We start from the raw sequence: 21,086 nt of genomic DNA on the forward strand, positions 1-21,086 counted from the left end.
CCCCGTGGCGTTGGGCTGCGCCTCCTCCGACACGGTGCGGACGGAAAAGCGGAGCTCTCCGGCATCGCGGCGCTCAAGTGCCGTTTCGACCGTGATCGCGCGCCGGTCCTCGATCAGGACGGGGCGGCTCCAGACGATATCCTCCAGTGCGAAAGCGCTTCCGCTCAGCCCTCCGGCCAGCGTTGCCGCCGCGCGCGCCATCTCAAGACAAGCGACGCCGGGCAGGACCGAGCGGCCGTCGACATGGTGATCGGAGAGAACGAATTCATCGCCAGTCAGCCGTGTCTCGAAGCCGGCGCGCTCGAGACCGGACGTATTGCGATGGAGGAGCGGATGGGGAACGGGTGTCTGATCCTTCGCGCCCAGCGACAGGTCCATCCAGTGCCGCTGCCGCTCAAAAGGATAAACCGGCACATGGATGCGCCGCCCGTGCGATGGCCAATCGACGTCCTCGCTTGCCGCAAAGCGCCGGGCCAAAGCGATGATCTCCGCGTCCCGGCTCTCGGCGGTCGCCTCGATACCGGCCGGGAAAACGCCGCCGTCGGCGCCGTCGATCAGGAAAGCACGGAGCGCTTCGGCCAGATCTCCCAGATCATGCGCGAGGAAGACGCAGCGCGCCTCCATCGGCTCGCGGGCGACTTGATACGTGTGGGCGATATCTGCGAGCGGGGCCGTCTCGGGCGTTGCCTCCTCGACAAAGCGCAGCAGCATGGCCGCGTAATGCGCAAGACGTCCCTCGTTCGCGGCACTGAGCGGCACGGCGCGGAGGGTCGGAGCGTCGATTTCAGGTGCGGGGAGCTGAGCGGGCCCCTCTTCCAGCAACACATGACCGTTGCTGCCGCCGAAGCCGAAGGAACTGACGCAGGCGCGTCTCGGATGCCCGTCGCGGCGGGGCCAGTCGGTCGCTTGCTTTTGGATACGGAAGGGCGTGCCGGAGAGATCGATCAACTGGTTCTGCTGATGAAAGCCGACATTGGCGGGAAGGCGTTCGTGCTTCAGGGCGGCCAGCACCTTGACGATACCGGCGACACCGGCCGCGCTTTCCAGATGGCCGATATTCGTCTTGACCGAGCCGATGCCGCAGGTCTCGGGCTCGAAACTCACGCAGGCTTCGGCGGCCAGCGTCTCGAAGGCCTGTTTCAGGCCGGAAATCTCGATCGGATCGCCGAGCGGCGTTCCCGTGCCGTGGGCCTCGACATAGCCGATCGTGTCGGGACTGATCCCGGCCTCGCGCTGAACCTCGCAGATCAGGTCGGCTTGCGCGGCGGGGTTGGTGACGGTCAGCGAATTCGTTCGCCCGCCGTGATTGACGCCGATGCCGCAGATGACGGCGTGGATCGGGTCCCCGTCGGCCTGTGCCTTTGAGAGCAATTTCAGCAGCAGGATCGCGCCGCCCTCGCCCCGCACATAGCCGTCGGCCGCCTCATCGAAGACCTTGGCGCGGCCGTCGCGCGACAGCATCCCGGCCTTGGAGAAGGCGACGAAGTGGTTCGGCGACCAGACGAGATTGAAGCCGCCCGCCAGCGCTTGATCGCAGGTGCCATCCTGGATCGCGCGCACGGCCTCGTAGATCGAGGTCATGGAGGCGGCGCAGGCCGTGTCGTTGGTGACGCTGGGCCCATGAAAATCGAAGAAATGCGAGATCCGATTGGCGATGATGGAAAAGGCGATGCCCGTCGGCGTGTAGGCATCGACGCTCGCCAGATGCTTTTCCAGAAGCTCGGCGTAGTCCCAATGGCACACGCCCATGAAGACGCCGGTGCGACCTCCCGCCAGATCTGACGCGCGGTAGCCCGCATCCTCCACCGCCTGCCACGCCATCTCCAAGGCAAAGCGCTGCTGCGGGTCCATCCATGCGGCCTCGCGCGGCGAGATGCCGAAGAATTCCGCGTCGAAACAATCCGCATGCTCAATGAAGCCGCCGCGCACGGCGGTCGTCCGACCGTCCGCAAGGCCCTTCGGGTTCCAGCGCTCAAGAGGCACGTCGGAAATCAGGGAGCGTTCGGCGGCCAGATGCTCCCAGAAACCGTCGAGACTATCGGCGCCCGGCAGGCGCAGGCCCACCCCGACAATGGCAACAGGTTCGCGTGGAAGATTTTTTGCCATGCCCCGCCGCCCCTATCGCACCAGCGCCGAAAGGCGGCCATTCAGAAGATCGGCCGTTTCTTCCAGCAGCTTCAGGCCGATCGTATCGGCATGACGATTGCGCCAGGATTGCAGCTCGGTTCCCGCCACCCATTGATTGAAAGCGCCGAGGGCCGGGCCACAATGGATCTGGAAATCGACCTTGTGCGCAGTCTCCCCCCTCAAGGCCCAGTCGGTCGTGTCGCGGTAATAGCGCTTGAAGACCAGCGCCATGCGGTGCTTGGGCATGCGCTCCGCCCGCTCGATCTCGGCAGGCGGAAAGACGCGGGCGATCTCGGCGAAGACCTCGTCGAAACTGCGACCGAAATAGCGTTCCTCGATCTGCTTGCGCTGCTTGCGCTCGATCGCCTCCAGCCCCTCGTGCTGGCGGTAGAACGAGACGAGCTTTTCCGCGCGCGCCGGGAAGAACACGCCCTTTTTCAGAACCTGGATCTTGGAGCCAAACTCGAACATCTCGCCGGACGGCGCATAGGCGGTGTCGTAGACATTGATACCTTCCAGCATATCCTTGACCGCATCGCTTGTGCCCGCCTCGGCCGTACACTGGTTGATCGATCCCGTGACGATGAAATCGGCGCCCAACACGAAGACGGCCGCCGCCGCCTCCGGCGTGCCGATGCCGCCCGCAGCGCCCACAAACAACGGCCCGAAGCCGGGAAAGCGCGCCTCGGCCTGATCCCTCAGTTTCAGGATCGGCGGAATCAGCGCAAACGGCATGCCCTGATCGGTGTGACCGCCGGAATCGGCCTCCACACAGATCGCATCTGCCATCGGGACCTGGCGCAGAAGATCGGCCTCTTCTGCCGTGACGGAGCGATCTTTAAGAAGCTTTTCGACGACCGCCTCGGGCACCGGGCCGAAGAATTGCGCGGCGACATCCGGGCGAGAAACCTTGGCAATGACCCGGTTTTTCGCCCGGACCTTTTCGCCTTGTCGCTCAAGGCTCTTCGCACGGTAGCGCACCAGCGCGGGCGTCACCTCCATGAAGGCGGAGGCCTCGACGATATCGACGCCTTCCTCCAGCAGCAGGTCGGTCAACTCGTCTTCGAGATGCGGCCGGTTGAGATGGGCGATGAAATTGACACCGAAGGCGGCGCCTGCCGGGATCTGCGCCCGGATTTCGTGGATGGCGCTCCGGATCTCCGGGATGGACAGGCCGGCCGCGCCGAAAAAGCCCAAAAGGCCCGCCTTCGCCATGCGGATGACGATGCCGATTGAGGCGATGCCCTGATACATCGATCCGCTGACATAGGGATATCTCAGGCCGAAAGCCTCGCAGAAGGCGCGCGAGCCGAGATTTTCCATCGTCACCCGGCCAAAGCCGACCGAGGCCTCGTTCAGCCCGTCCGGCGGATTCTCCTTCGGGGCTTCGGCCAGATGATCCGCTTCGGTATCCTCCCGCGCCGCGGCAGCCTCCTCCTCGGCGGCAAGGGCTGCGGCATCGAGCGGGCCCGCCTCCAGTTCGGTGCGCTTGAACATCGGTCGGACGACCGGCGGCCCGTCGGGGCCGATTTCCACGGTGTCGGCAAAGGTAACGCCCTTGGCCATCAGGTAGCGCAGACTCTCGCTCCAGCGCACGGGCGCGGTGATCTGCTCGATCATCCGGGCGGAGATTTCGCCATCGACATGCGGACGTGCGGTGACGTTCGAGATCACCGGCACCTGTTGACATGCAAACATGAAGCTCTTGATGAACTCGGCGAATTGAGCGCGCGCCTCTTCCATGATCGGCGTATGGAACGCGCCGCTGACGGGCAGCACCTTGTAGTGGCTGGCGCCCGCCTTCAGGAAAAGCTCTTCGGCTTCGGCCACCGCCTGGCGACGGCCGGAGACGACGATCTGCTTCGGCATGTTGAAGTTCGCCGCATGGATGTCGGTGATACCCTCGTTGCGCAGAAGATCCTCGATCGCAGCACCTTCGAGGCCGAGCACGGCCGCCATGCCGCCTTCGCGCGCTTCCGCCATCAAGGCTCCGCGCTTGGCGACGAGGTTCAGGCCGGAGGCGAAATCGAGAACACCGGCGGCAAAGAGCGCAACATATTCCGAAACGCTGTGGCCGAGCAGATAGTCCGGCGTCTCGCCCGTCTCCTCCACATGCCGGAGATAGCGAAGCGCATTCACGACATAGAGGGCGGGCTGGGTATATTCGGTCTGGCTCAGTTTTTCGATCGGGCCGCCCGCGCACAGCGCGGCGATGCTATAGCCGAGAATATCGTCTGCTTGCTGCGCCAGTTCCGGCAACCGGACAAACTCGTCCTGCCCCATTCCCAACCGTTGGGCGCCTTGGCCGGGGAACATGCAGACCTTCATTCTGCCTCCAACTCGGCTCGGGTCCTGATCCACTCGATTTCGCCCAGATCCAGCTTGACCACGCGGTCCGCCAGTTTCCGGTATTGCTCGTCGTGGGTCGTCGCAATGACTGTCTTCCCCTGCTCCCGGAGCCGGGGGATCAACGTGTTATAAAAATGGTCGCGAAACAAAACGTCCTGCTCCGCGGACCATTCGTCGAAAACATAGACGGGACGATCTTCAACGAGGGCGGCGATCAGCGCAAGACGTTTACGCTGCCCCGTGGACAGGTGAAGTCGATTGAAACGCCCATCTTCAAAGGTGACCTTGTCAGAAAGACCCATGTCGGCAATCAGCCTGTTTACCCGTCCGGGATCGACGTTCTCCTGACCGTACAACCGGTCGAAGAGATGGAAGTCGACGAAGACGGACGAAAACAGCTCCCGATACCCCGCAACCGCCTTGCCCGAGACGGCAGCATCGTCCACCCCGATCCAGCCGGAGTGGACGGGATAGAGCCCGGTCATCATGCGAAGCGCGGTCGATTTCCCGCTGCCATTGCCGCCGACCAGAAAGATCACCTCGCCGCGCGACACGTTGAGATTAAGCGGGCCGACGACATAGGCTTCCGGATCCTTGAGATCGTAGCTGAAGCGGATGCCGTTGAAGGACAGCGTCGAGAAATCGAGGAACGCGCCCGCGTAGCGACGTGCTTCCTCCGGCGTCGTCGAGGCACCCTGCGACAATTCCCGGTCGATCGTCAGGATCGAGTTCAGCCCGACCTCGGCGCGCATGAACATCGGCGACTGGGTGACCGTTTTACCCAGCGTCCCCATGCAAAACAAGAGCACCGGCACGATCTGGAAGACGGTCGCCTTGTGCCCGGCGACATAGTCGGGAAAGGCGAAGGCGACGATGCCCAGCATGGTGAACATCGTGACGCTGCCCAGCATGATCAGCGACACCCAGTGCTCGACCGAGCGCACAAGCAGGAGTTCCAGAACGACGGATTTCTTGCGGTAGGCAGCCGCGACCGCCTCGCTGCTCTGCGTGTTGAGGCGCAGCTCCTTGCCGCCGTGGATGATGTCGAGAATGGCGTCGAGCATCCGCGCCTGCATCTTCTCCACCAGCCGGAGGATGGCGCGGTAGCGGTTGTCGATGATTTTGTAGCCGAGGACGCCCGCCCCCACGGTTGCCAGGAAGACGAAGAACGCGGGCGGCGAGAGATAGAGGAGGAACAGCAGCGAGACCAGCAGCAGAACGATCTGCTGGATGGCGTCGACGATCAGCGGAAAGGTGACCGACAGGTGGTTGGTTTCCTTGGCCACCAGATTGTAGAGGCGGCCGCGGTCCAGCCGGTCGACGACGAGCAGTTCCGACTTGCGCAGCTTATCGGCGATATCGAGCCGGATCCGATTCAGCAGGTCCTCGATGATCACCATGGAGCGGATGAGCGCGAACTGGTTGGTCACGTAGTAGAGACCGAAAATGCCGAGGAAGGCGGCCCAGGCGAGCACTCCCGGACGCCCGGCGCCTGCAACCGTTGCCGCGACATTGGTGACCACCACGATCAGCCCGGCATTGGCGCAGCCGGCGATCAGCGTCAGCAGCCACATCCAGCGCCGCTGTCCGGGATCGGCCCGCCTGATGAAGTCGAAAAGGTCCATTCCTACCCCTCCCCGTCTTCGGTGAGGATCTCGCCGAGATCCAGCGACAGACGGCGGTCGCAACGGTCCCAGTAGCGATCGTCATGGGTCACCGCGATGATCGTCTTGCCGCGCGCTTTGAAATCGGCGAGCAACTCCGTGTAGAACACCTCGCGGAAATGGGCGTCCTGATCGGCGGCCCATTCATCGAAGATGTAGACCTCGCGGTCCTCCAACAGGCTGACGATCATCGCCAGGCGCTTGCGCTGGCCGGTGGAGAGCTCGCGCGCGGTGAAGCGCCCGTCCTCAAAACCCACCTTGTCGGCCAGTTCCATGCGCTCGATAAGCCGCTCCACTTCCTGTGCGTCCACGTCCTCCAGCCCGTAGAGCCGGTCGAACAGGTAAAAATCGGTGAAGATGGCGGAGAAGATCTCGCGAAATTGCTGCCGGTTTTCGCCCCCGATCGCAACACCATCACACAGGAGCCTTCCCGATCCGGGCTTGTAGAGACCGCAGAGCAGCTTCAGCGCGGTGGACTTGCCGCTGCCGTTTCCACCAGTCAGGAACACCGTTTCCCCGCACCTCACCGACAGGTTCAGCGGTCCGGTGGTGAAGGTGATGTTGCCCTCTGCGTCGAGATATCTGAACGTGACGTCGGCCAGTTCGATCGTCTCGAAATCACGGAAGGGAGAGTTCTCCCGCGGCGCGTCCCCGACCGGCAGCGAAGTGCCTTCATCGAGACGCTTTTCCAGTGCGTAGACATGGCCGAGTCCGGCCTCCGCACGGCCCACCAGCCGGACGACGGAAATGATCGCCGCCATGGGCCCCAGCGAAAAGACCGACGCCGCGGTGATCTTGTAGATCGTGTCCGTGTAGCCCTCAAAGAACATCGGCAACACGAACACGACGACGCCGACCAGCAGGAAGATGAAGGCGTTGGAGAACTGCAAAAGCGCGACCCAGCGCCTGCCCAGCCGGACCACCACGTCGCGCAGACGGCCGGTGACGGAGGTGAAATGGTTGAAGAGCGCCTCGTTCTTGTCCGCGTTCAGTCGGATTTCCTGAAAGCCGAGCGTGAAATGCATCAGGCTGTCGAGCATCTCCGCTTCCCGGTGATGGACCTCGGAAAGGGAGGCTGCCAGGGCGCGCTGGCGGGAGACGAAGAAGCGAACGCCGAGTGCTGTGAAGACGGCGATCGCGACGAAGGAAACCAGCGACAACGTCGCGATATAGAGGAACAGGAACAGCACCAGCAGGGCGCTTTGCGCCGCCCCGATCAGGAGCGGCAATGTCTGGGACAGGTGATCGGTTTCCTGCGCCACGGTTACATAGACATCGCCCTGGCCCAGACGCTCCAGCGTCCTGAGATCGGCCTTGCGGATCTTGCTCACGATACGCCGCCGCGTCGCCTCCAGCCGCGATTGCACGAAGCGGTTGGCCTGATGCAGGGCGGAACGATTGGACAGCAGAAAGAACGTCAACGTCACGACGTAGATGACGAGGAGCTGTAACTGAACCGGCGCTCCGGTCAGCGACTGTTCCGCCGCCTCGTTGACCAGCCCGACCAATCCGGCATTGCCGAAGCTCGCAAGGGTGGCAAGAACGGAGATCAACCGACGGCTCGCAGGCGGTCCGTCCCTGAGCAGGCGAAGGATATTCATGCACAACCTGCCATTGACGCCCAGTCCGCCCCACTACCGGAAATATCCACCCCAACAGGTGCTTCATTTTTCATGATCGCATCTGCGACAGTTTCATGATCGCATCTGCGACAGGACCGTTGCCAGATGGCAAAGATCCCTTCCGATCTGCTTGCAATGCTATTGGGCTGTCATGACGCACGCAAGCACGCGAACCCGTGTCTGCACACTATATTGTAGTCGTCATAGGTAAAAATATGGATGAATCACATGCGATAAAATGCAATACAAATCATGTATAACGTTTCGTTATCCGGAGTTTGTTTTCCAGAATATTTTTCGTGCAATCTTTCAAATTACCGCTGTCAAGGACTGTCCCTTGAGCGCCCGATTGGCTAACGTGGTTGCGGGCCGAACCGATTGAGAACCCAAATGAACTCCGGTTCAAGATGCGGGCCGCATTCAGAGCGTTTCGGATACCATGGAAAAGATACGTCATTTCATTGAAGAACAGTTTTTGATCGAGTTCGACGAAAGCTTTCCCGAAGACTCGGACCTCTTCAAGGAAGGGGTGATGGACTCGTTCGGTTATATTCAGTTGATCCGCTTTCTGGAGCAAGAATTCGACATCAAATTCTCGGAGGCGGAAATAACGGGCGGCGTGATGGTGAGCCTGCCCCAAATCGAGCAATCGGTCGCGCAGAAGATCGCCGGGCGCGCCGCGGAATGACCTCAGGCTATCTCCTCTCCGGAGCGCCGGTCCCCACAAACAGGTAGAAGCTCCATGTGCGGTATCGCGGGGATTTTCGATCCTGCCCTCCCGGCCGAGGCCCTCGGCTCCAGGATCAAGCACATGCTGGCCTTCATTGGCCATCGCGGGCCGGACGGCGCGGGCTACGTGGTCGATGACGGCTTCGCCATGGGAACCGTGCGGCTGGCGATCCTCGACCCCGGCGCAGGCGCCCAGCCTTTCGGCGATCCGAGCGGGCGTTACTGGCTGTGTTACAACGGCGAGATCTACAATTACCGCGAGCTGAAGGCCGAGCTGAAGGGACTGGGTTGCCGGTTTTCCACCCAGTGCGATACGGAAGTCGTTCTCAACGCCTGGATCACCTGGGGGCCGGACTGCCTCACCCGCTTCAACGGTGGCTTTGCCTTTGCACTTTACGACAGCGAGACGGGCGACGTCTTTCTGGCGCGCGACCGGTTCGGCAAACGGCCGATGTTCTATGCAAGGCGCGGCGACACCCTGCTGTTTGCCTCGGAAATGAAGGCGTTTCTCGCGGTTCCGGGGTTCGAATTCGAACAGGACACCGATCAGCTCTCCTCGATCCTCGGGCAATGGACGCCCCTGCCGGACCAGGCCGGCTTTCGCGGCATCGAAAACCTACCGATGGGCCAGTGGCTGAGCTTTCGAAACGGCGTGCTGACCACCCGGACCTATGCGGAGCTGCGCTTCGGTGAAGGACCGGAGGTGGCGAGCGAGGCGGATGCTCTGGACCTGATCCGCGTGCGGCTGATGCGTAGCGTGGAACTGCGCCTTCGAAGCGACGTGGAGGTGGGCGTCTATTTGAGCGGTGGGGTCGATTCCGCGATCGTGGCGGGCCTTGCCAAGGACTTCGCCTCCAAGCCGCTTTCCACGTTTTCCGTCGAATTCGAGGATGCGGAATTCGACGAGTCCGAAGACCAGTGGCTCGTCTCGGACTATCTCGGCACCCGGCACCACGCCCAGCGCATCACCCACGCCGACATCGCCCATCAGACGCCCGATGCGATCTATCACGCGGAAGTGCCGGCATTTCGAAGCGCCTTCGTGCCGATGTACATCCTCTCGAAACGCACGCAGGCCGAAGGGATCAAGGTCATTCTTTCGGGCGAAGGGGCGGATGAGGCCTTCCTCGGCTACGACCTCTTCAAGGAGACCCTGCTGCGCGATGCCTGGGACCGGCTTCCCGATGATGTGCGCCGGTCGCGGCTTCAGAAGTTCTATCCGCACCTTGCCCATTACGGGCCGGAGGATATCGCCGCCGTCACGGGGCTCTATCACCAATTTTCCAAGGAGACGATGCCGGGGCTCTTTTCCCATGAGCTGAGGTTCCAGAACGGCCGGTTTTCTGCCCGACTTATGAAAGACCCGGGCGAACCGTTTGCGGCGATCAGCCGTCTGGTGGTATCCGAACAGGAAGGATATGCGGATCTATCGCCGGTTGAGAAGGCGCAGTGGCTTGAATACAAGACGCTGCTGCCGGGCTATCTGCTTTCCACGCAAGGCGAGCGCATGAGCCTTGCGCACGGGGTGGAAAACCGCTGCCCGTTCCTCGATCCGGACGTTTTCGCACTGGCGACCTCGGTCAATCTGAAGTTCGATGACGGCTTCACCGAAAAGCGGCTGTTGCGCGAGGCGTTCCGCTCACAATTGCCGGACAGGATTATCGACAAGCGCAAGTTCCCCTATCGCGCGCCCGATGCCGCCGCCTTTGCGGCCGAGCGGCCCGACTATCTCGATCTGATCCTCAGCGACACGGAGCTTGCGGCCATTCCGTTCGTGAACGCCAAGTTCGCACAGCGGCTGGCAAACAAGGTTCTCAACCGACCGGCCAGCGAGATCAGCACGAAGGAAAACCAGACCTTCCTGTATCTCTTGTCGATTTGCCTGCTGAACCGCACGTTTGTGCGGCGCGAGGGACTGCGCGCCCCGAAGCTGCCGCCGCTTGAAAAGGTCATCAACCTGAAGCAGCAGGTTGAGACCTATTCCTCCCAGGGAAACGCAAGATCGCTCACATAGCGGCGAATACCGGCCAGCACCTGCGGGTCGGAGAAGATCGCCCGATTGGCCTCAAGCGCACGATCCCGGTCGCGACCGGGATCGCCGGGGTTGCCCGCCATGTAGGACTTGTAGCGGGAAACGGCCTCTTTCTTCAGATGCCTGAGCCGCGACACGTGCTGGCGAAGCGCAGCCTCCCCGTTCTCCGCCACCGTATCGACGAGGCCTGAGGCCCGGGCATCGGCGGCGGTGACGGGCTTCGTCATCAAGGCCATGTAATGCGCGCGCTGGCGGCCCGTGCGCCGGATCAGGAACGGCAGCACGCAGGCCGGATAGAGCCCGAAGAGCAGTTCGGAAAGCGCGAACGTCGCCGTCTTTTCCGCGATCACGATGTCAGACGCCGCAACAAAGCCGACGCCGCCCGCATTGACGCGCCCCCTGACGAGGCTGATCGAGACGAACGGGCCTTCGGCCAGTTTCAGCCAGAGATCGTAGAGCGGGGCAGGATCCCCGGCCGAGCCGTTTTCCGCGACCGCCTCGAAATCTCCGCCCGCGCAGAAGACCTCCTCGCCGCCCTCGATCACGACGATGGTGACCGGCTTGCCGTCCTCGCCCACCCCGTCCGCACAGAGATCCAGAACGCCCGACAGTTCCTCGATCATCCGCGCGTTGATCGCATTTCCGACATCCGGGCGATCAAGCGCGACGCGGCAGAGGCCGTCGCGGATCGTTACCTTGGGGGTCTCGTAGGTCATTCGGCCCGCCTCTCAATGTCCGGAGCGGCAATCACCAGCGCCGTATCGATGCCGCCGAAGCCGAAGGAGAATTTCAGCGCGTGGCGAATGTCGTGGAGGACGGCCCCCGCTCCGGGCCCGACCCAGTTGAGCCCCGCATCGAGCGGATTGTCCAGATTGCGGGTGGGGTGAAGGTGGCCTGCCTGCATCTGAATCAGAACGGCAGTCGTCTCGATCGCCCCGGCAGCGCTGAGGCCGTGGCCGAAGATGGACTTGGTCGCGTTGATCCGCGCATGGGCAAGATCGAGCGCACGCCAGGTCTCCAGTTCGGCGATATCGCCTGCGGACGTACTCGTGGCGTGGCCGTTGACGTAATCGATATCGGCGGCAGCGAGCCCCGCCTCGCGCAAGGCCAGTTCGGCCGCCCGGACCTGACCGGCGGAATTCGGTTCGGGCCCGCGCGTCCCGTCGGCAACGTGCCCCGCGCCGAGAAGGGTGCCGTAGATCTTGCCCGCGCCCGCCCACTCGCTGCGGGTGAGAACCAGCGCGGCGGAGGCTTCGCCATAGATGAAACCGTCGTGATCAGCATCCATCGGCCGACAGGCCCGGCCCGGCTCCTCGGAAAAGCGCGCCGATCCCATCGCCCCCAACGAGCGCATGGCGTGGAGATCGTGAGCGGAGAGATCCTGCAAGGCGCCGAGCGCGATGCAAACATCGACGCGGCCCGACCGAATGGCACTCATTGCCTCGATGATCGCAACCGAACCGCTGGCGGATGCGGCCCCCACTGTCTGGCAAAAGCCCCGGATCGGAAAGCGGGAGGCGCAGAGCCCGCCGATATCGGTATCGAGGAACATGTGCCCGTGGCGCGGCGGCACGTAGGCGAGACGATCCGCGTAAGAGCGGGCCGCCAGCGCCTGTTCGCGCGCCATCAGGTTGGTGCCGCCGACAACGAGACCGATGCGGTCCGGGTCGATACCGTCGAGCCCCGCGTCGCTCCATGCCTCTTCCAGAACGGTGAGTGCGACGCGGGCCGGGAACGAAGCGGTGCGGGCCAGGCGCGGCGGCAGGGTTTCGGGCAGATCGAGCAGTTCCACGCCGATGAAGGGTATCTCGCCGTCGGCCGCCTCCCGCCCTTCCCGTTTCAGGACAGAGAAGAGGTTCGGCGCATCGAGCAGTCCTTTGCGGAAAGCGGTCTTGCCGTATCCGAGCCCGCAGGCAACGCCTATGCCGGTGACCGCGATTGCCACGGCATCATCCCGCGCTTTTGTCGAGGATGAGATCGGCCAGTTCGCCGATGTTCTTCGGCCCGTGCAACTGCACCATCGGGATCTTCACGCCGAGCTTTCCCATCGTCGCCAGGATGACTTCGCTGCGCTCGATGGAGTCGACGCCGAGTTCCGCCATGGAATCCGCGCCCGTGATCGGCTCGTCTGCCAGTTCCGGCACGGTTTCGCGGATCTCTGCGATGATCATCTCAACGATCTTGCTGCTGTCCAACGTCGATTTCCCCTGAAACGGGCCCCGGTGTCGTGCGGATCAGATCCAACTGTAATTTCGGTGGTAACCCGCCACGCCATCCAGAACAAGGCGATCCCCTGCCCCCGACGCGGGCCAGGCGCCGGGAATGATCTGATGGTCGAGTTCGGCGTCCTTCGTGCCGAACCGCACGACCGCCTCGCCGGAAAGCAGCGCCTCGTATTCGGCGATGGAAAGCCGATAGCGTTGATCGAGCGCTTTCGAGATCTCCACCGCCTGAAGCCGTTCCTGGCCTTCCGGCAAGATGACGCCGGAGAAGAACTCAGAACAGCAGCCCGAACCGTAGGAGAAGAGACCGACGCGTTGCGGCTCGCCAAGATCGACGCTGTCGATGGTTCCCGCCAACGCCACGAAGACAGAGCCGCCCGCCGTGTTGCCGACGCGCTTTCCGTAAGCAAGGCTCGGTCCCAGACGGGCCTCGAAATCGGCTGCGATTTCCGCGGGCGGAGCCTTGTAGAGCTTGCGCATCAGATGGCGATGCGCGCCCTTGACCATGCCGCCGAAGGGCGTGTGAAAGCAAAGCTGCGAGAAGGTCTGCCGGAAATCGGCCCCCTCCACACGGCGGGCATAGTCGTCATAAGCCCCGGCGCAGCAATCGAGATAGGCCATCAGCGACAGGTCCGCATCGCCCGCTTCCGTATCGGGGCCTGGGCGGCAGGTATCCATCACCTCGAAGGCGTGGTTGCCGTAGGCGCCCGGATCGAGCCGGAAGACGTGCGGCTCATCGGAGATCAGCATGGCCACCGCGCCCGCGCCGGAACTCGGCTCCGAATAGGCCCATTCCTGCACCGCGTTGGCATCGGCCAGCGCGAAACGGGAAATGTCGGTCGTGACCACCAGCGCCTTTGCGCCGGGAGACGTGCCGGATGCGATGAAATTCACGGCCATCTGCAGCCCCGCCGTGCCGGAATAGCAGGCCTGCTTGATCTCGAAGAGACGGCAGTTCGACGACAGATCCAGGTATTTATGCAGGTAGGTGCTCATCGACTTGCCGAAGTCGATGCCGGATTCGGTGCAGGTAATCACCATCTCGATCCGGCCGCGTTCCTCCGCGCTCAAGGCATCGACGATGGGCTTTGCGGCGTTGACCGCGAAGGTGACCGGATCCTCGTAAGGCAGGGCGACGGTCTTTTCCTGCATCAACAGGTTCTCGAAACGCGGCATGTCGAGGCCGCGGTGATCGCACAATTCGCGGACGTCGAGATAGGCCATGCCGCCAAAGACACTCATGGCCTCGATGCCGAGCGAAGGGCTCATGCGGCTTTCCTCAACCGCAGCGGCAGATGCCCGAGACCGCGCGCGTTCATCCGATCGAGCCGCCATTCCGGTTCCCCGGCAAGCTCGATATGGGCGTATTTCTCCAGAACGGAGGAAAAGGCGATCTGCGCTTCCAGCCGGGCGAGCGGCGCGCCGATGCAGAAATGTGCCCCGCCGCCAAAGGTGAATTGTGCATTGGCGGGCCGTCCGACATCCAGCTCATCTGGCCGCTCGAAACGGGCCGGGTCGCGGTTGATGGCTCCGATCAGGCCGATGACGGGCGCGCCCTTCGGGATCATCGTGCCCTCGACCTCGAAATCCTCCCGTGCGACCCGCAAGATCATGTTGCCCCCCGGCTCCATGCGCAGAAACTCCTCGATCGCGGTACGCATCAGACTACCGTCCCCCCTCAGCCGCGCCAGTTCTTGCCGATGGCGCAACAGGAGCAGCATGCCGTTGCCGATCAATGTCACCGTGGTCTCATGCCCGGCGACGAGCATCGACACAAGGTTCGTCAGCGTTTCTTCCTCATCGAGCGTGCCGTCCTTGTGCGCCTGGATCGCGAGCCCCATCAGGTTGTCCTGGCTGCGGCCCTCGCGCTCTTTCAGCTGTCCGCGCAGGAAATCTTTGAATTCGGCTAGCGCTTCCTGCGCCTCCAGCTTCTGTTCCGGCGTCATCAGGATATCGCCGATACGGATCAGCGAGGCGCTCCAGCGGCTGATCGTCTCATCCAAGCTTTCGGGGACATCGAACAGCTCGCACAGCACGCGCAGCGGCAGGGGGGCTGCGAAGGCATCGATGAAATCGACCTCGCCGTTATCGGGCATGGCGGCCAGAAGCCGGGTGGCCTGCTCTTCGATCAGCGGCACCATTCGCGACATCGCCTGCGCACGGAAGGCGGGCTCGTAGACCTTGCGCATGCGGCGGTGTTCCTCACCGTCGCTGTTGATCATCTGCGGCTGGAATTCGCTGAAGAGCTTGAAGCCGACCGGGTCATACTGGCGGTAGTCGTCGGAATTCCAGCCCCCCGCCCAATTGCGCGTATCGCGGCCCATGGCGGACGACTTGGATACGCGGGCAAAGGCCTTGTGGCCGAGAATGAAATAGATCCCGTTGCTTGAATCGAAATGCACCGGCCCCAATTCTTGCAGACGATGCAATTCGGGATAAGGGTTTTTGAGAAAATCGCGATCGGAGAGGATCGACCACCAGTCGATCCCGCTGCCGTCCTTGGCTTGAATGTCGGTTATCGGCTCGGTCCCCTCGGTTGGGCAATCTTCCGCCATTCCGAAAGAAAACAGGAATGGGTCGGGGTGAACGCTTCGCAGTAATCCGTTGGAGTGTTTTCCATGTGAGGCCCAGCGTCAAGGAACGAGGGACCATCCCCACCGTTTTGCCGGAAAAGAGCAGGTCTGTCCCCTTGCAGCATCTTGCGATTGCGGTGTCATTTCGTGCTAGTTAGCGGCCTTGCCCCAAGGGATCATTTTCGCAGATGATGAAGATCAGAGCCATCAGCGACCTCCATCTGGCCAGTTCTGCCAATCGCGAGGCGCTCGTCGAATTGCCCGCATTCAACTCCGACTGGCTGATCGTCGCCGGCGATATCGGGGAGAAATTCGAGCACGTGCGGCTCGCTTTCGAAATCCTGACGCAGCGATTCGCAAAGGTCTTCTGGGTGCCGGGCAATCACGACCTGTGGGCCATCCCGGAAGAACGAGGAGCAACGCCGCTCAGGGGCGAGAAGCGCTATCGCGCGCTGGTGGAAACCGCACAGGGCTTCGGGGTGCTGACGCCCGAAGATCCATACGAGATCTGGACGGGACCCGGCGGGCCGCACGCCGTGGTGCCGATGTTTCTGCTCTACGATTACAGCTTCCGCCCCGACCACATCGACCGCAAAACGGTGGTCGCCTGGGCGAAGGAAGAAGGTGCGGTCTGCGCCGATGAGATGTTTCTCAATCCGACGCCGTGGGAAAGCCGGGATGTGTGGTGCGCGCGGCGTCTGGAGGAGACGGAACGACGGCTTGCCGAGATCCCGGACGGAACGCCGACCATCCTGATCAATCACTTCCCCATGCGCAGCGACCTGATCCGCATCCCGCGCGCCCCGCGATTTACCCCTTGGTGCGGCACGCGCAGGACGGAGGACTGGCACACGCGGTTCAACGCAAGCGTGGTGATTTCCGGCCACCTGCACACGCGCCGTACCGACTGGCGCGACGGGACGCGCTTCGAGGAAGTGTCGCTCGGCTATCCCCAGCAATGGGACCAGAACCTCGGGATCGAGCCTTACTTGCGGGATATTCTGGGATAGTAGGCGGGGGTTGAAGAGGGCGGCTGCGGTTCTTCACGTGGCCCATCCTTCGAGACGGGCCTTCGGCCCTCCTCAGGATGACGTTGTGGGTGTTGTACGTTTCTTCAGTGCTAACAACACGATAACGTCATCCTGAGGAGATCGCGAAGCGGCCATCTCGAAGGATGGGCCACGTAATCGAAACAGGCGGACGTCTCACCCATCCGCCAACCCCAGCAGATAGGACAGCGGCGCGGGCCGGGTGTCGACGGCGAGGCGCTGTTTGTCGGGATGGCGCACGGCGAGAGCCATCAGATAGTCCGGCCCCGGGCGATATCGCTCGAAATGCCAGTTGGCCGGGTCATCCGCATGGGCGTCGCGAAACGCGATTTCCAGCGCTTCCGGATCGAAGGCGAAGGCGTCGAGCGGTTGGGAGAGCCCCTTGCCGATGGCCTTCACATAAGCCTCCTTGAGGGTCCAGAATTTCAGGAAGATATCGAGCTTTTCGCTCCCGTTGGCAGCGGCCACGCGCTGGCGCTCGGTTTCCGCGAACATGCGTGCGGCAAGCCCGTCCGTATCCGCATCGCGTTGCAGCCATTCCACATCGACGCCGATATCGTGCTCTACGGTCAGCGCCACCGCGGCAAGCCCGCGCGTGTGGGAAATGTTCACCCGCAGCCGAGGCATGTTCGGCGGTGAGACCAGTTCCGGCTTGCCGTGATACTCCACCGTGAACCGCCAGCTTTGCACCGCGGCTCCGAGGCAATAGCTCAGCAATCCCCGACACATGGCATGGGCCGCGATATAGACGAGACGGTCGCGATCGAAATGAAAACGCTCGGAGCGCGCGCGTTCCTCCTCGATCAGCAGAGATGCCAGTTTCAACCAGTCGGCATCGCGGATCTCGTCCAGCGTCAGCCACCAGACCGCGGCGTGGTCGCGGTCGATGATCGCCTTGCCGGGGGCGGCGGGTCCGTGCGACAAGAACCCTTCACTGATCGGATTGCCCTCCAAGGTCTTCTGCATGCATTCCCATTCCCAGTCCCTGCCGACGGCCTTCTGTTTCGCCGGGCAGGGATCACAGTATTACCACATGGCGGCGGATCTGATGAACGCCGACGCCGTCTTCCGCCAGTGGATGGAGATCGGTGACCGGATCGTGTGCAATGCGCAAGGCTTTTCTCCGCTGGAGGCCATTTATGCGCCCGAGCGGCGGCGCAGCGATCCCTTCAACCATCTGGAGCAGTCCCACCCAGCGCTGTTCATGACGCAGTTTGCAGCGGCCAAGATGTTGCAGGCGCGCGGGCTCAAGCCGGATCTGCTGGTCGGTGTCAGCCTCGGCGAATTCGTCGCCATGAGCATTGCGGGCATGATCCCGTTCGAAACCGCGCTGAAAGAGATCGCGCGCCAACCCGAAATCTTCCGCAGGACCTCGCCGGAAGGCGCTCTGATCGCGGCTCTCGCCCCGGCGGATATTCGCGAGAACTCGCCGCTTATGAGCGAGGCGACCATCGTTGCGGGGGAGAACGCCGAGAACCATTGCGTGCTGGCCTGTCAGGCGGGCGACACCGAGCGGGTGAGCGCCGAACTCCGCCGTCTCGATATCCCGTTCCAGCGCATGCCGGTGCCCTTCGCCTTTCATTCGCACTGGATCGAGCCTGCGCGGGAAAGCTATCTCGAGGCAGTCGAGCCGCTCAGCTTCGAGACACCGTTCTGGCCGGTCTGGTCGTGCTGCCTGGGGAGCCCGCTCAAAGGGGCGGACGGAGACCTTCTGTGGCGGATCGTGCGCGACCGGATGCAGTTGCGCGCCACCTTCGCCGAGATAGAGAAGGACGGCGGGGCGAATTATATCGACCTCAGTCCGACGGGGACCTTCGTCTCCGTCCTGCGGCAGACCTTGAGGGGCACGTCGTCCTCGACAGTGCGCGCGGTGATGTCGCCCTCCGGCGGAGATCTGAAGCGGCTCGATGCGGTTTTGCAGCTGGTGGGATGAGAATACACGGGAGTTCAATCGGGACATTCAGTGGCAAAACAGCGTCCATCGGCGACGGGAATTGCGTCTGCCCCTTCGAGCAAGCCCCCGGCACATCTGTCACCCCCGCGAAGGTGGGGAACCAGTAACCACACGATTTCGCTTACAGAGGAGAGCTTCCAGCCTCACGGGGTGCTGGATCCCCTCTTTCGCGGGGATGACAATCCGGGGCAAAACGCGCCTGAAACAAGCCGGACGTACGGAGGTCGGCGAGAACCGAGCCCTCCCCCTCACCGCCCGAACATGACCGGTAGGCTCTCCAGACCACGCTGATTGGTGCGGTCCGTCCACCAGACCGGATCGCCCGCAAGCTCGATGCGTGAGAACCGCTCCAGCAACACTGACAGCGCCACCTCCACCTCCAGCCGGGCGAGCGACGCGCCGATGCAGACATGGGGGCCGCCACCGAAGATGATCTGGGCGTTCGGGCGGCGAGCAATATCGAAGCTTTCCGCGTTCTCGAACCGCGCCGGATCACGGTTGATCGCGCAGATCAGCGCCAGCACCAGAGAGCCCGCCGGAATGATCATGCCGCCATATTCGAAATCCTCGATCGCCACGCGCAGGATGAAGTTGATGGCGGGCTCATGGCGCATGATCTCCTCGATCGCGGTGCGCATGAGATCCGGGTTGTCGCGCAAGCACTGCAACTGGCCGGGATTGCGGATCAACGTCAGCAGGCCGTTGCCGAGCACGTTGACCGTGGTCTCGTTGCCGGAGATCAGCCCCTTCAGGTTATTGAGGGTCTCGTCCTCGTCCATCGTGCCATAATCGAGCGCCTCGAGCGCCAGCATCATCAGCTTATTGTCGGCGTTGCCGCGTTGCGTCTCCAGATGACCGCGCAGGAAGGATTTATAAGCGCGCAACGCCTCCAGCGCCTCCAGCTTCTGCTCGCGCGACATCATGATATCGCCGATCTTGACCAGCGCGGCGTTCCAGCGGGCAAGTTCAGGATCCATGTCGGGCGAGATCTGGAAGAGATTGCGCACGACGCGAAGAGGCAGATGATTGGCGAAGGCGGTCATGAAATCGAACGGCTCGCCTTCGGGAAGGCTATCGGCAAGCCTTCGGGCTTCGGCCTCGATCATCGGGCGCAGCGGCGGGATTTCGGCGGGGCGGAACGCCTTTTCGTAGACATCGCGCATGCGACGGTGATCGGGCGGATCGGAATTCACCATCTGACGCTGGAATTCGCTGAAAAGCTCGAAACTCAGGGGATCGCGCGCCTTGCTTTCCGGGCGGCTCCAGCCATTCGTCCAGAGCCGCGTGTCCCGGCCCATCTGCGGGGCTCGGACCATTGCGCTGAATGCCTCGTGGCCGAGCACGAAATAGATGCCCGAGGGCTCGTCTAGGTGGACCGGCCCCATCTCGCGGATGCGCTTCAGGTCGGGATGCGGGTTCGCCAGATAGTCGGGATCGGTGAGCATCGTCCACCAGTCGATCGCCGGGGCTGCAAGCTCGCTCATCACGCGGTCCCAACTTTGATCGGAAGAGTGTGGAGCCCGTGCTGGTCGGAGCGATGCGCCCACCAGACAGGATCTCCGGCCAGTTCGATCCGCTTGAACCGGTCCATCAACTCGGTGAAAAGTGCCTCCGCCGTCATGCGCACCAGCGTCTTGCCGAGGCAGACATGAGCGCCGGTGTCGAAAACGTGGTGCGCGTTGGGACGGCGCACGATGTCGAAGACATCCGGGTCCCGGTTGGTCGCCCCCATCAGGTCGATGGCGAGCGCACCCTTCGGAATGCGGGTATCGCCGCACTGGAAGTCGTTGATCGCAACGCGGATGATGCTGCTGCACCCGGGCTCAAACCGCAGCATTTCCTCGATCGCGGAGGGCAGAAGCGCGCGATCGGCGCGCAGCTCCTCGAACTGATCGGGATGGCGCAGCAACGCCAGCAAGCCGTTGCCGAGGAATGTGGCTGTCGCCGTGCCGCCCGCAATGAGCGTCACCAGATTGCTGAGGTTCTCCTCCTCGTCCATCGTGCCGTCGGCAAGCGCCTGAAGCGTCATGCCGACAAAGCCCCCGCCGGAGACGTCGATGCCGAAGGCAAACCGCTCGCGCAGGTAATCCTTGAATTCGCGCAGCGCCGTCTGGGCATTCTGCTTCTGCTCCGGCGACATCATGATGTTGCCGATGAAGCCCAGATCGACGATCCAGCGGGCGACCTGATCCTCCATTTCCGGCGGAATGGCGACCGTCTCCATGAAATCGAATGTGGAGCCTACAGGCACGCCATCCAGCAGGCGACGGCATTCGGCCACGATCATCGGCAGATGCGGCGTGAGATCAGCGGCGCGACAGGCCTTTTCACAGACCCCGCGCATGCGCCGGTGATCGGGCGAATTCGCATTGGTCACCTGCGGCTGGAATTCGCGGAAAAGCTCGTAGGTCAGCGGATCGTTCTGCCGGACCTCGTCGCGATTCCAGCCGTTCGACCACAAGCGCGTGTCGCGGCCCATGTCGCGCAAGGTCGCCATGGAACGGAAGGCCTCGTAACCGAGAACGAAGAAGCCGCCGGTGGCGGAATCGCAATGAACCGGGCCCAGTTCCCGAAGCCTCTTCAGGTCTGCATAGGGACTTTCGAGATAGTCGGGATCGGTGAGCACCGTCCACCAATCGACTTCCGTCTCCACAAGCCCCGCCCGTGCCAGGCTATCGTCAGACATGGCGAAAATCTCCTCACATCAGGGACGGGTTTCTCGCTGAGAAAATCGCTGAAAGATCAACGTGCCTTTGCCGAGGACG

16 protein-coding genes (1 of these 16 running past the window's edge) are annotated in these 21,086 nt (G+C 62.8%); 4 read left to right on the top strand and 12 right to left on the bottom strand.

The annotated features are described in order from the left end of the window. The 4 genes in view from QNJ43_RS23530 to QNJ43_RS23545 are tightly spaced (at most 12 nt apart) and all read right to left on the bottom strand, a layout consistent with a single transcriptional unit that may run on beyond the window. On the bottom strand, nucleotides 1-2,106 hold the 5' end (the start) of the coding sequence (locus QNJ43_RS23530) for an SDR family NAD(P)-dependent oxidoreductase (RefSeq protein ID WP_300473735.1). The gene continues 18,441 nt to the left of window position 1, outside the view; only the first 2,106 of its 20,547 coding nucleotides appear in the window; the start codon lies at nucleotides 2,104-2,106; the stop codon falls past the left edge of the window. A gap of 12 nt (nucleotides 2,107-2,118) precedes the next feature. Beyond that, nucleotides 2,119-4,443 carry an ACP S-malonyltransferase gene (gene fabD, locus QNJ43_RS23535; RefSeq protein WP_300473737.1) on the bottom strand — a complete coding sequence of 775 codons (2,325 nt, stop codon included), beginning with the start codon at nucleotides 4,441-4,443 and terminating at the stop codon, nucleotides 2,119-2,121. A gap of 8 nt (nucleotides 4,444-4,451) precedes the next feature. Continuing rightward, nucleotides 4,452-6,101 carry an ATP-binding cassette domain-containing protein gene (locus tag QNJ43_RS23540; RefSeq protein ID WP_300473740.1) on the bottom strand — a complete coding sequence of 550 codons (1,650 nt, stop codon included), beginning with the start codon at nucleotides 6,099-6,101 and terminating at the stop codon, nucleotides 4,452-4,454. A gap of 2 nt (nucleotides 6,102-6,103) precedes the next feature. After that, the gene (locus QNJ43_RS23545) at nucleotides 6,104-7,741 is read right to left on the bottom strand and encodes a cyclic peptide export ABC transporter (protein WP_300473743.1); all 1,638 of its coding nucleotides are present in this window, start codon (nucleotides 7,739-7,741) and stop codon (nucleotides 6,104-6,106) included. Nucleotides 7,742-8,201: 460 nt separating this feature from the next. Between QNJ43_RS23545 and QNJ43_RS23550 the strand changes: the two genes are divergently transcribed. Together QNJ43_RS23550 and asnB are read left to right on the top strand one after the other, a co-directional pair. Further along, nucleotides 8,202-8,450 carry a phosphopantetheine-binding protein gene (locus QNJ43_RS23550; protein WP_300473746.1) on the top strand — a complete coding sequence of 83 codons (249 nt, stop codon included), beginning with the start codon at nucleotides 8,202-8,204 and terminating at the stop codon, nucleotides 8,448-8,450. 54 nt (nucleotides 8,451-8,504) lie between these two features. Next, complete coding sequence (gene asnB / locus QNJ43_RS23555; RefSeq protein ID WP_300473749.1) at nucleotides 8,505-10,505, top strand: asparagine synthase (glutamine-hydrolyzing); 2,001 nt, start codon at nucleotides 8,505-8,507, stop codon at nucleotides 10,503-10,505. Here asnB and QNJ43_RS23560 read toward each other — a convergent pair. Genes QNJ43_RS23560 through QNJ43_RS23580 form a run of 5 tightly spaced genes read right to left on the bottom strand, consistent with a single transcriptional unit; the run spans nucleotide 10,469 to nucleotide 15,300 of the window. After that, the gene (locus tag QNJ43_RS23560; RefSeq protein WP_300473752.1) at nucleotides 10,469-11,239 is read right to left on the bottom strand and encodes an enoyl-CoA hydratase/isomerase; all 771 of its coding nucleotides are present in this window, start codon (nucleotides 11,237-11,239) and stop codon (nucleotides 10,469-10,471) included. The two genes, asnB and QNJ43_RS23560, sit on opposite strands and share 37 nt — an antisense overlap. Then, nucleotides 11,236-12,468 carry a beta-ketoacyl synthase N-terminal-like domain-containing protein gene (locus QNJ43_RS23565; protein ID WP_300473755.1) on the bottom strand — a complete coding sequence of 411 codons (1,233 nt, stop codon included), beginning with the start codon at nucleotides 12,466-12,468 and terminating at the stop codon, nucleotides 11,236-11,238. The genes QNJ43_RS23560 and QNJ43_RS23565 overlap by 4 nt, the downstream gene beginning before the upstream one ends. Before the next feature lie 4 nt (nucleotides 12,469-12,472). Beyond that, nucleotides 12,473-12,718 carry a phosphopantetheine-binding protein gene (locus tag QNJ43_RS23570; RefSeq protein WP_300473757.1) on the bottom strand — a complete coding sequence of 82 codons (246 nt, stop codon included), beginning with the start codon at nucleotides 12,716-12,718 and terminating at the stop codon, nucleotides 12,473-12,475. A 39-nt stretch (nucleotides 12,719-12,757) separates the two neighbouring features. After that, on the bottom strand, nucleotides 12,758-14,014 hold the full coding sequence (locus QNJ43_RS23575) for a hydroxymethylglutaryl-CoA synthase (RefSeq protein ID WP_300473759.1): 1,257 nt from the start codon (nucleotides 14,012-14,014) through the stop codon (nucleotides 12,758-12,760). Next, complete coding sequence (locus QNJ43_RS23580; RefSeq protein ID WP_300473761.1) at nucleotides 14,011-15,300, bottom strand: cytochrome P450; 1,290 nt, start codon at nucleotides 15,298-15,300, stop codon at nucleotides 14,011-14,013. The genes QNJ43_RS23575 and QNJ43_RS23580 overlap by 4 nt, the downstream gene beginning before the upstream one ends. 206 nt (nucleotides 15,301-15,506) lie before the next feature. Between QNJ43_RS23580 and QNJ43_RS23585 the strand changes: the two genes are divergently transcribed. Further along, on the top strand, nucleotides 15,507-16,328 hold the full coding sequence (locus tag QNJ43_RS23585) for a metallophosphoesterase (RefSeq protein ID WP_300473763.1): 822 nt from the start codon (nucleotides 15,507-15,509) through the stop codon (nucleotides 16,326-16,328). Between the two features lie 195 nt (nucleotides 16,329-16,523). Here QNJ43_RS23585 and QNJ43_RS23590 read toward each other — a convergent pair whose 3' ends face one another. Next, nucleotides 16,524-17,333, bottom strand: coding sequence for a 4'-phosphopantetheinyl transferase superfamily protein (locus QNJ43_RS23590; protein WP_300473765.1), 810 nt, complete (start codon nucleotides 17,331-17,333; stop codon nucleotides 16,524-16,526). Here QNJ43_RS23590 and QNJ43_RS23595 point away from each other — a divergent pair. Continuing rightward, nucleotides 17,332-18,300, top strand: coding sequence for an acyltransferase domain-containing protein (locus tag QNJ43_RS23595; protein ID WP_300473768.1), 969 nt, complete (start codon nucleotides 17,332-17,334; stop codon nucleotides 18,298-18,300). The genes QNJ43_RS23590 and QNJ43_RS23595 overlap by 2 nt on opposite strands. A 269-nt stretch (nucleotides 18,301-18,569) precedes the next feature. Here QNJ43_RS23595 and QNJ43_RS23600 read toward each other — a convergent pair whose 3' ends face one another. Both QNJ43_RS23600 and QNJ43_RS23605 read right to left on the bottom strand, forming a co-directional pair. Further along, the gene (locus QNJ43_RS23600) at nucleotides 18,570-19,805 is read right to left on the bottom strand and encodes a cytochrome P450 (RefSeq protein ID WP_300473770.1); all 1,236 of its coding nucleotides are present in this window, start codon (nucleotides 19,803-19,805) and stop codon (nucleotides 18,570-18,572) included. Next, nucleotides 19,805-21,007, bottom strand: coding sequence for a cytochrome P450 (locus tag QNJ43_RS23605; protein WP_300473773.1), 1,203 nt, complete (start codon nucleotides 21,005-21,007; stop codon nucleotides 19,805-19,807). Before QNJ43_RS23605 ends, QNJ43_RS23600 begins: the two co-directional genes overlap by 1 nt. Nucleotides 21,008-21,086 lie beyond the last annotated feature (79 nt).

This window comes from Breoghania sp., from assembly GCF_030066895.1.
Taxonomy (GTDB): domain Bacteria; phylum Pseudomonadota; class Alphaproteobacteria; order Rhizobiales; family Stappiaceae; genus Breoghania.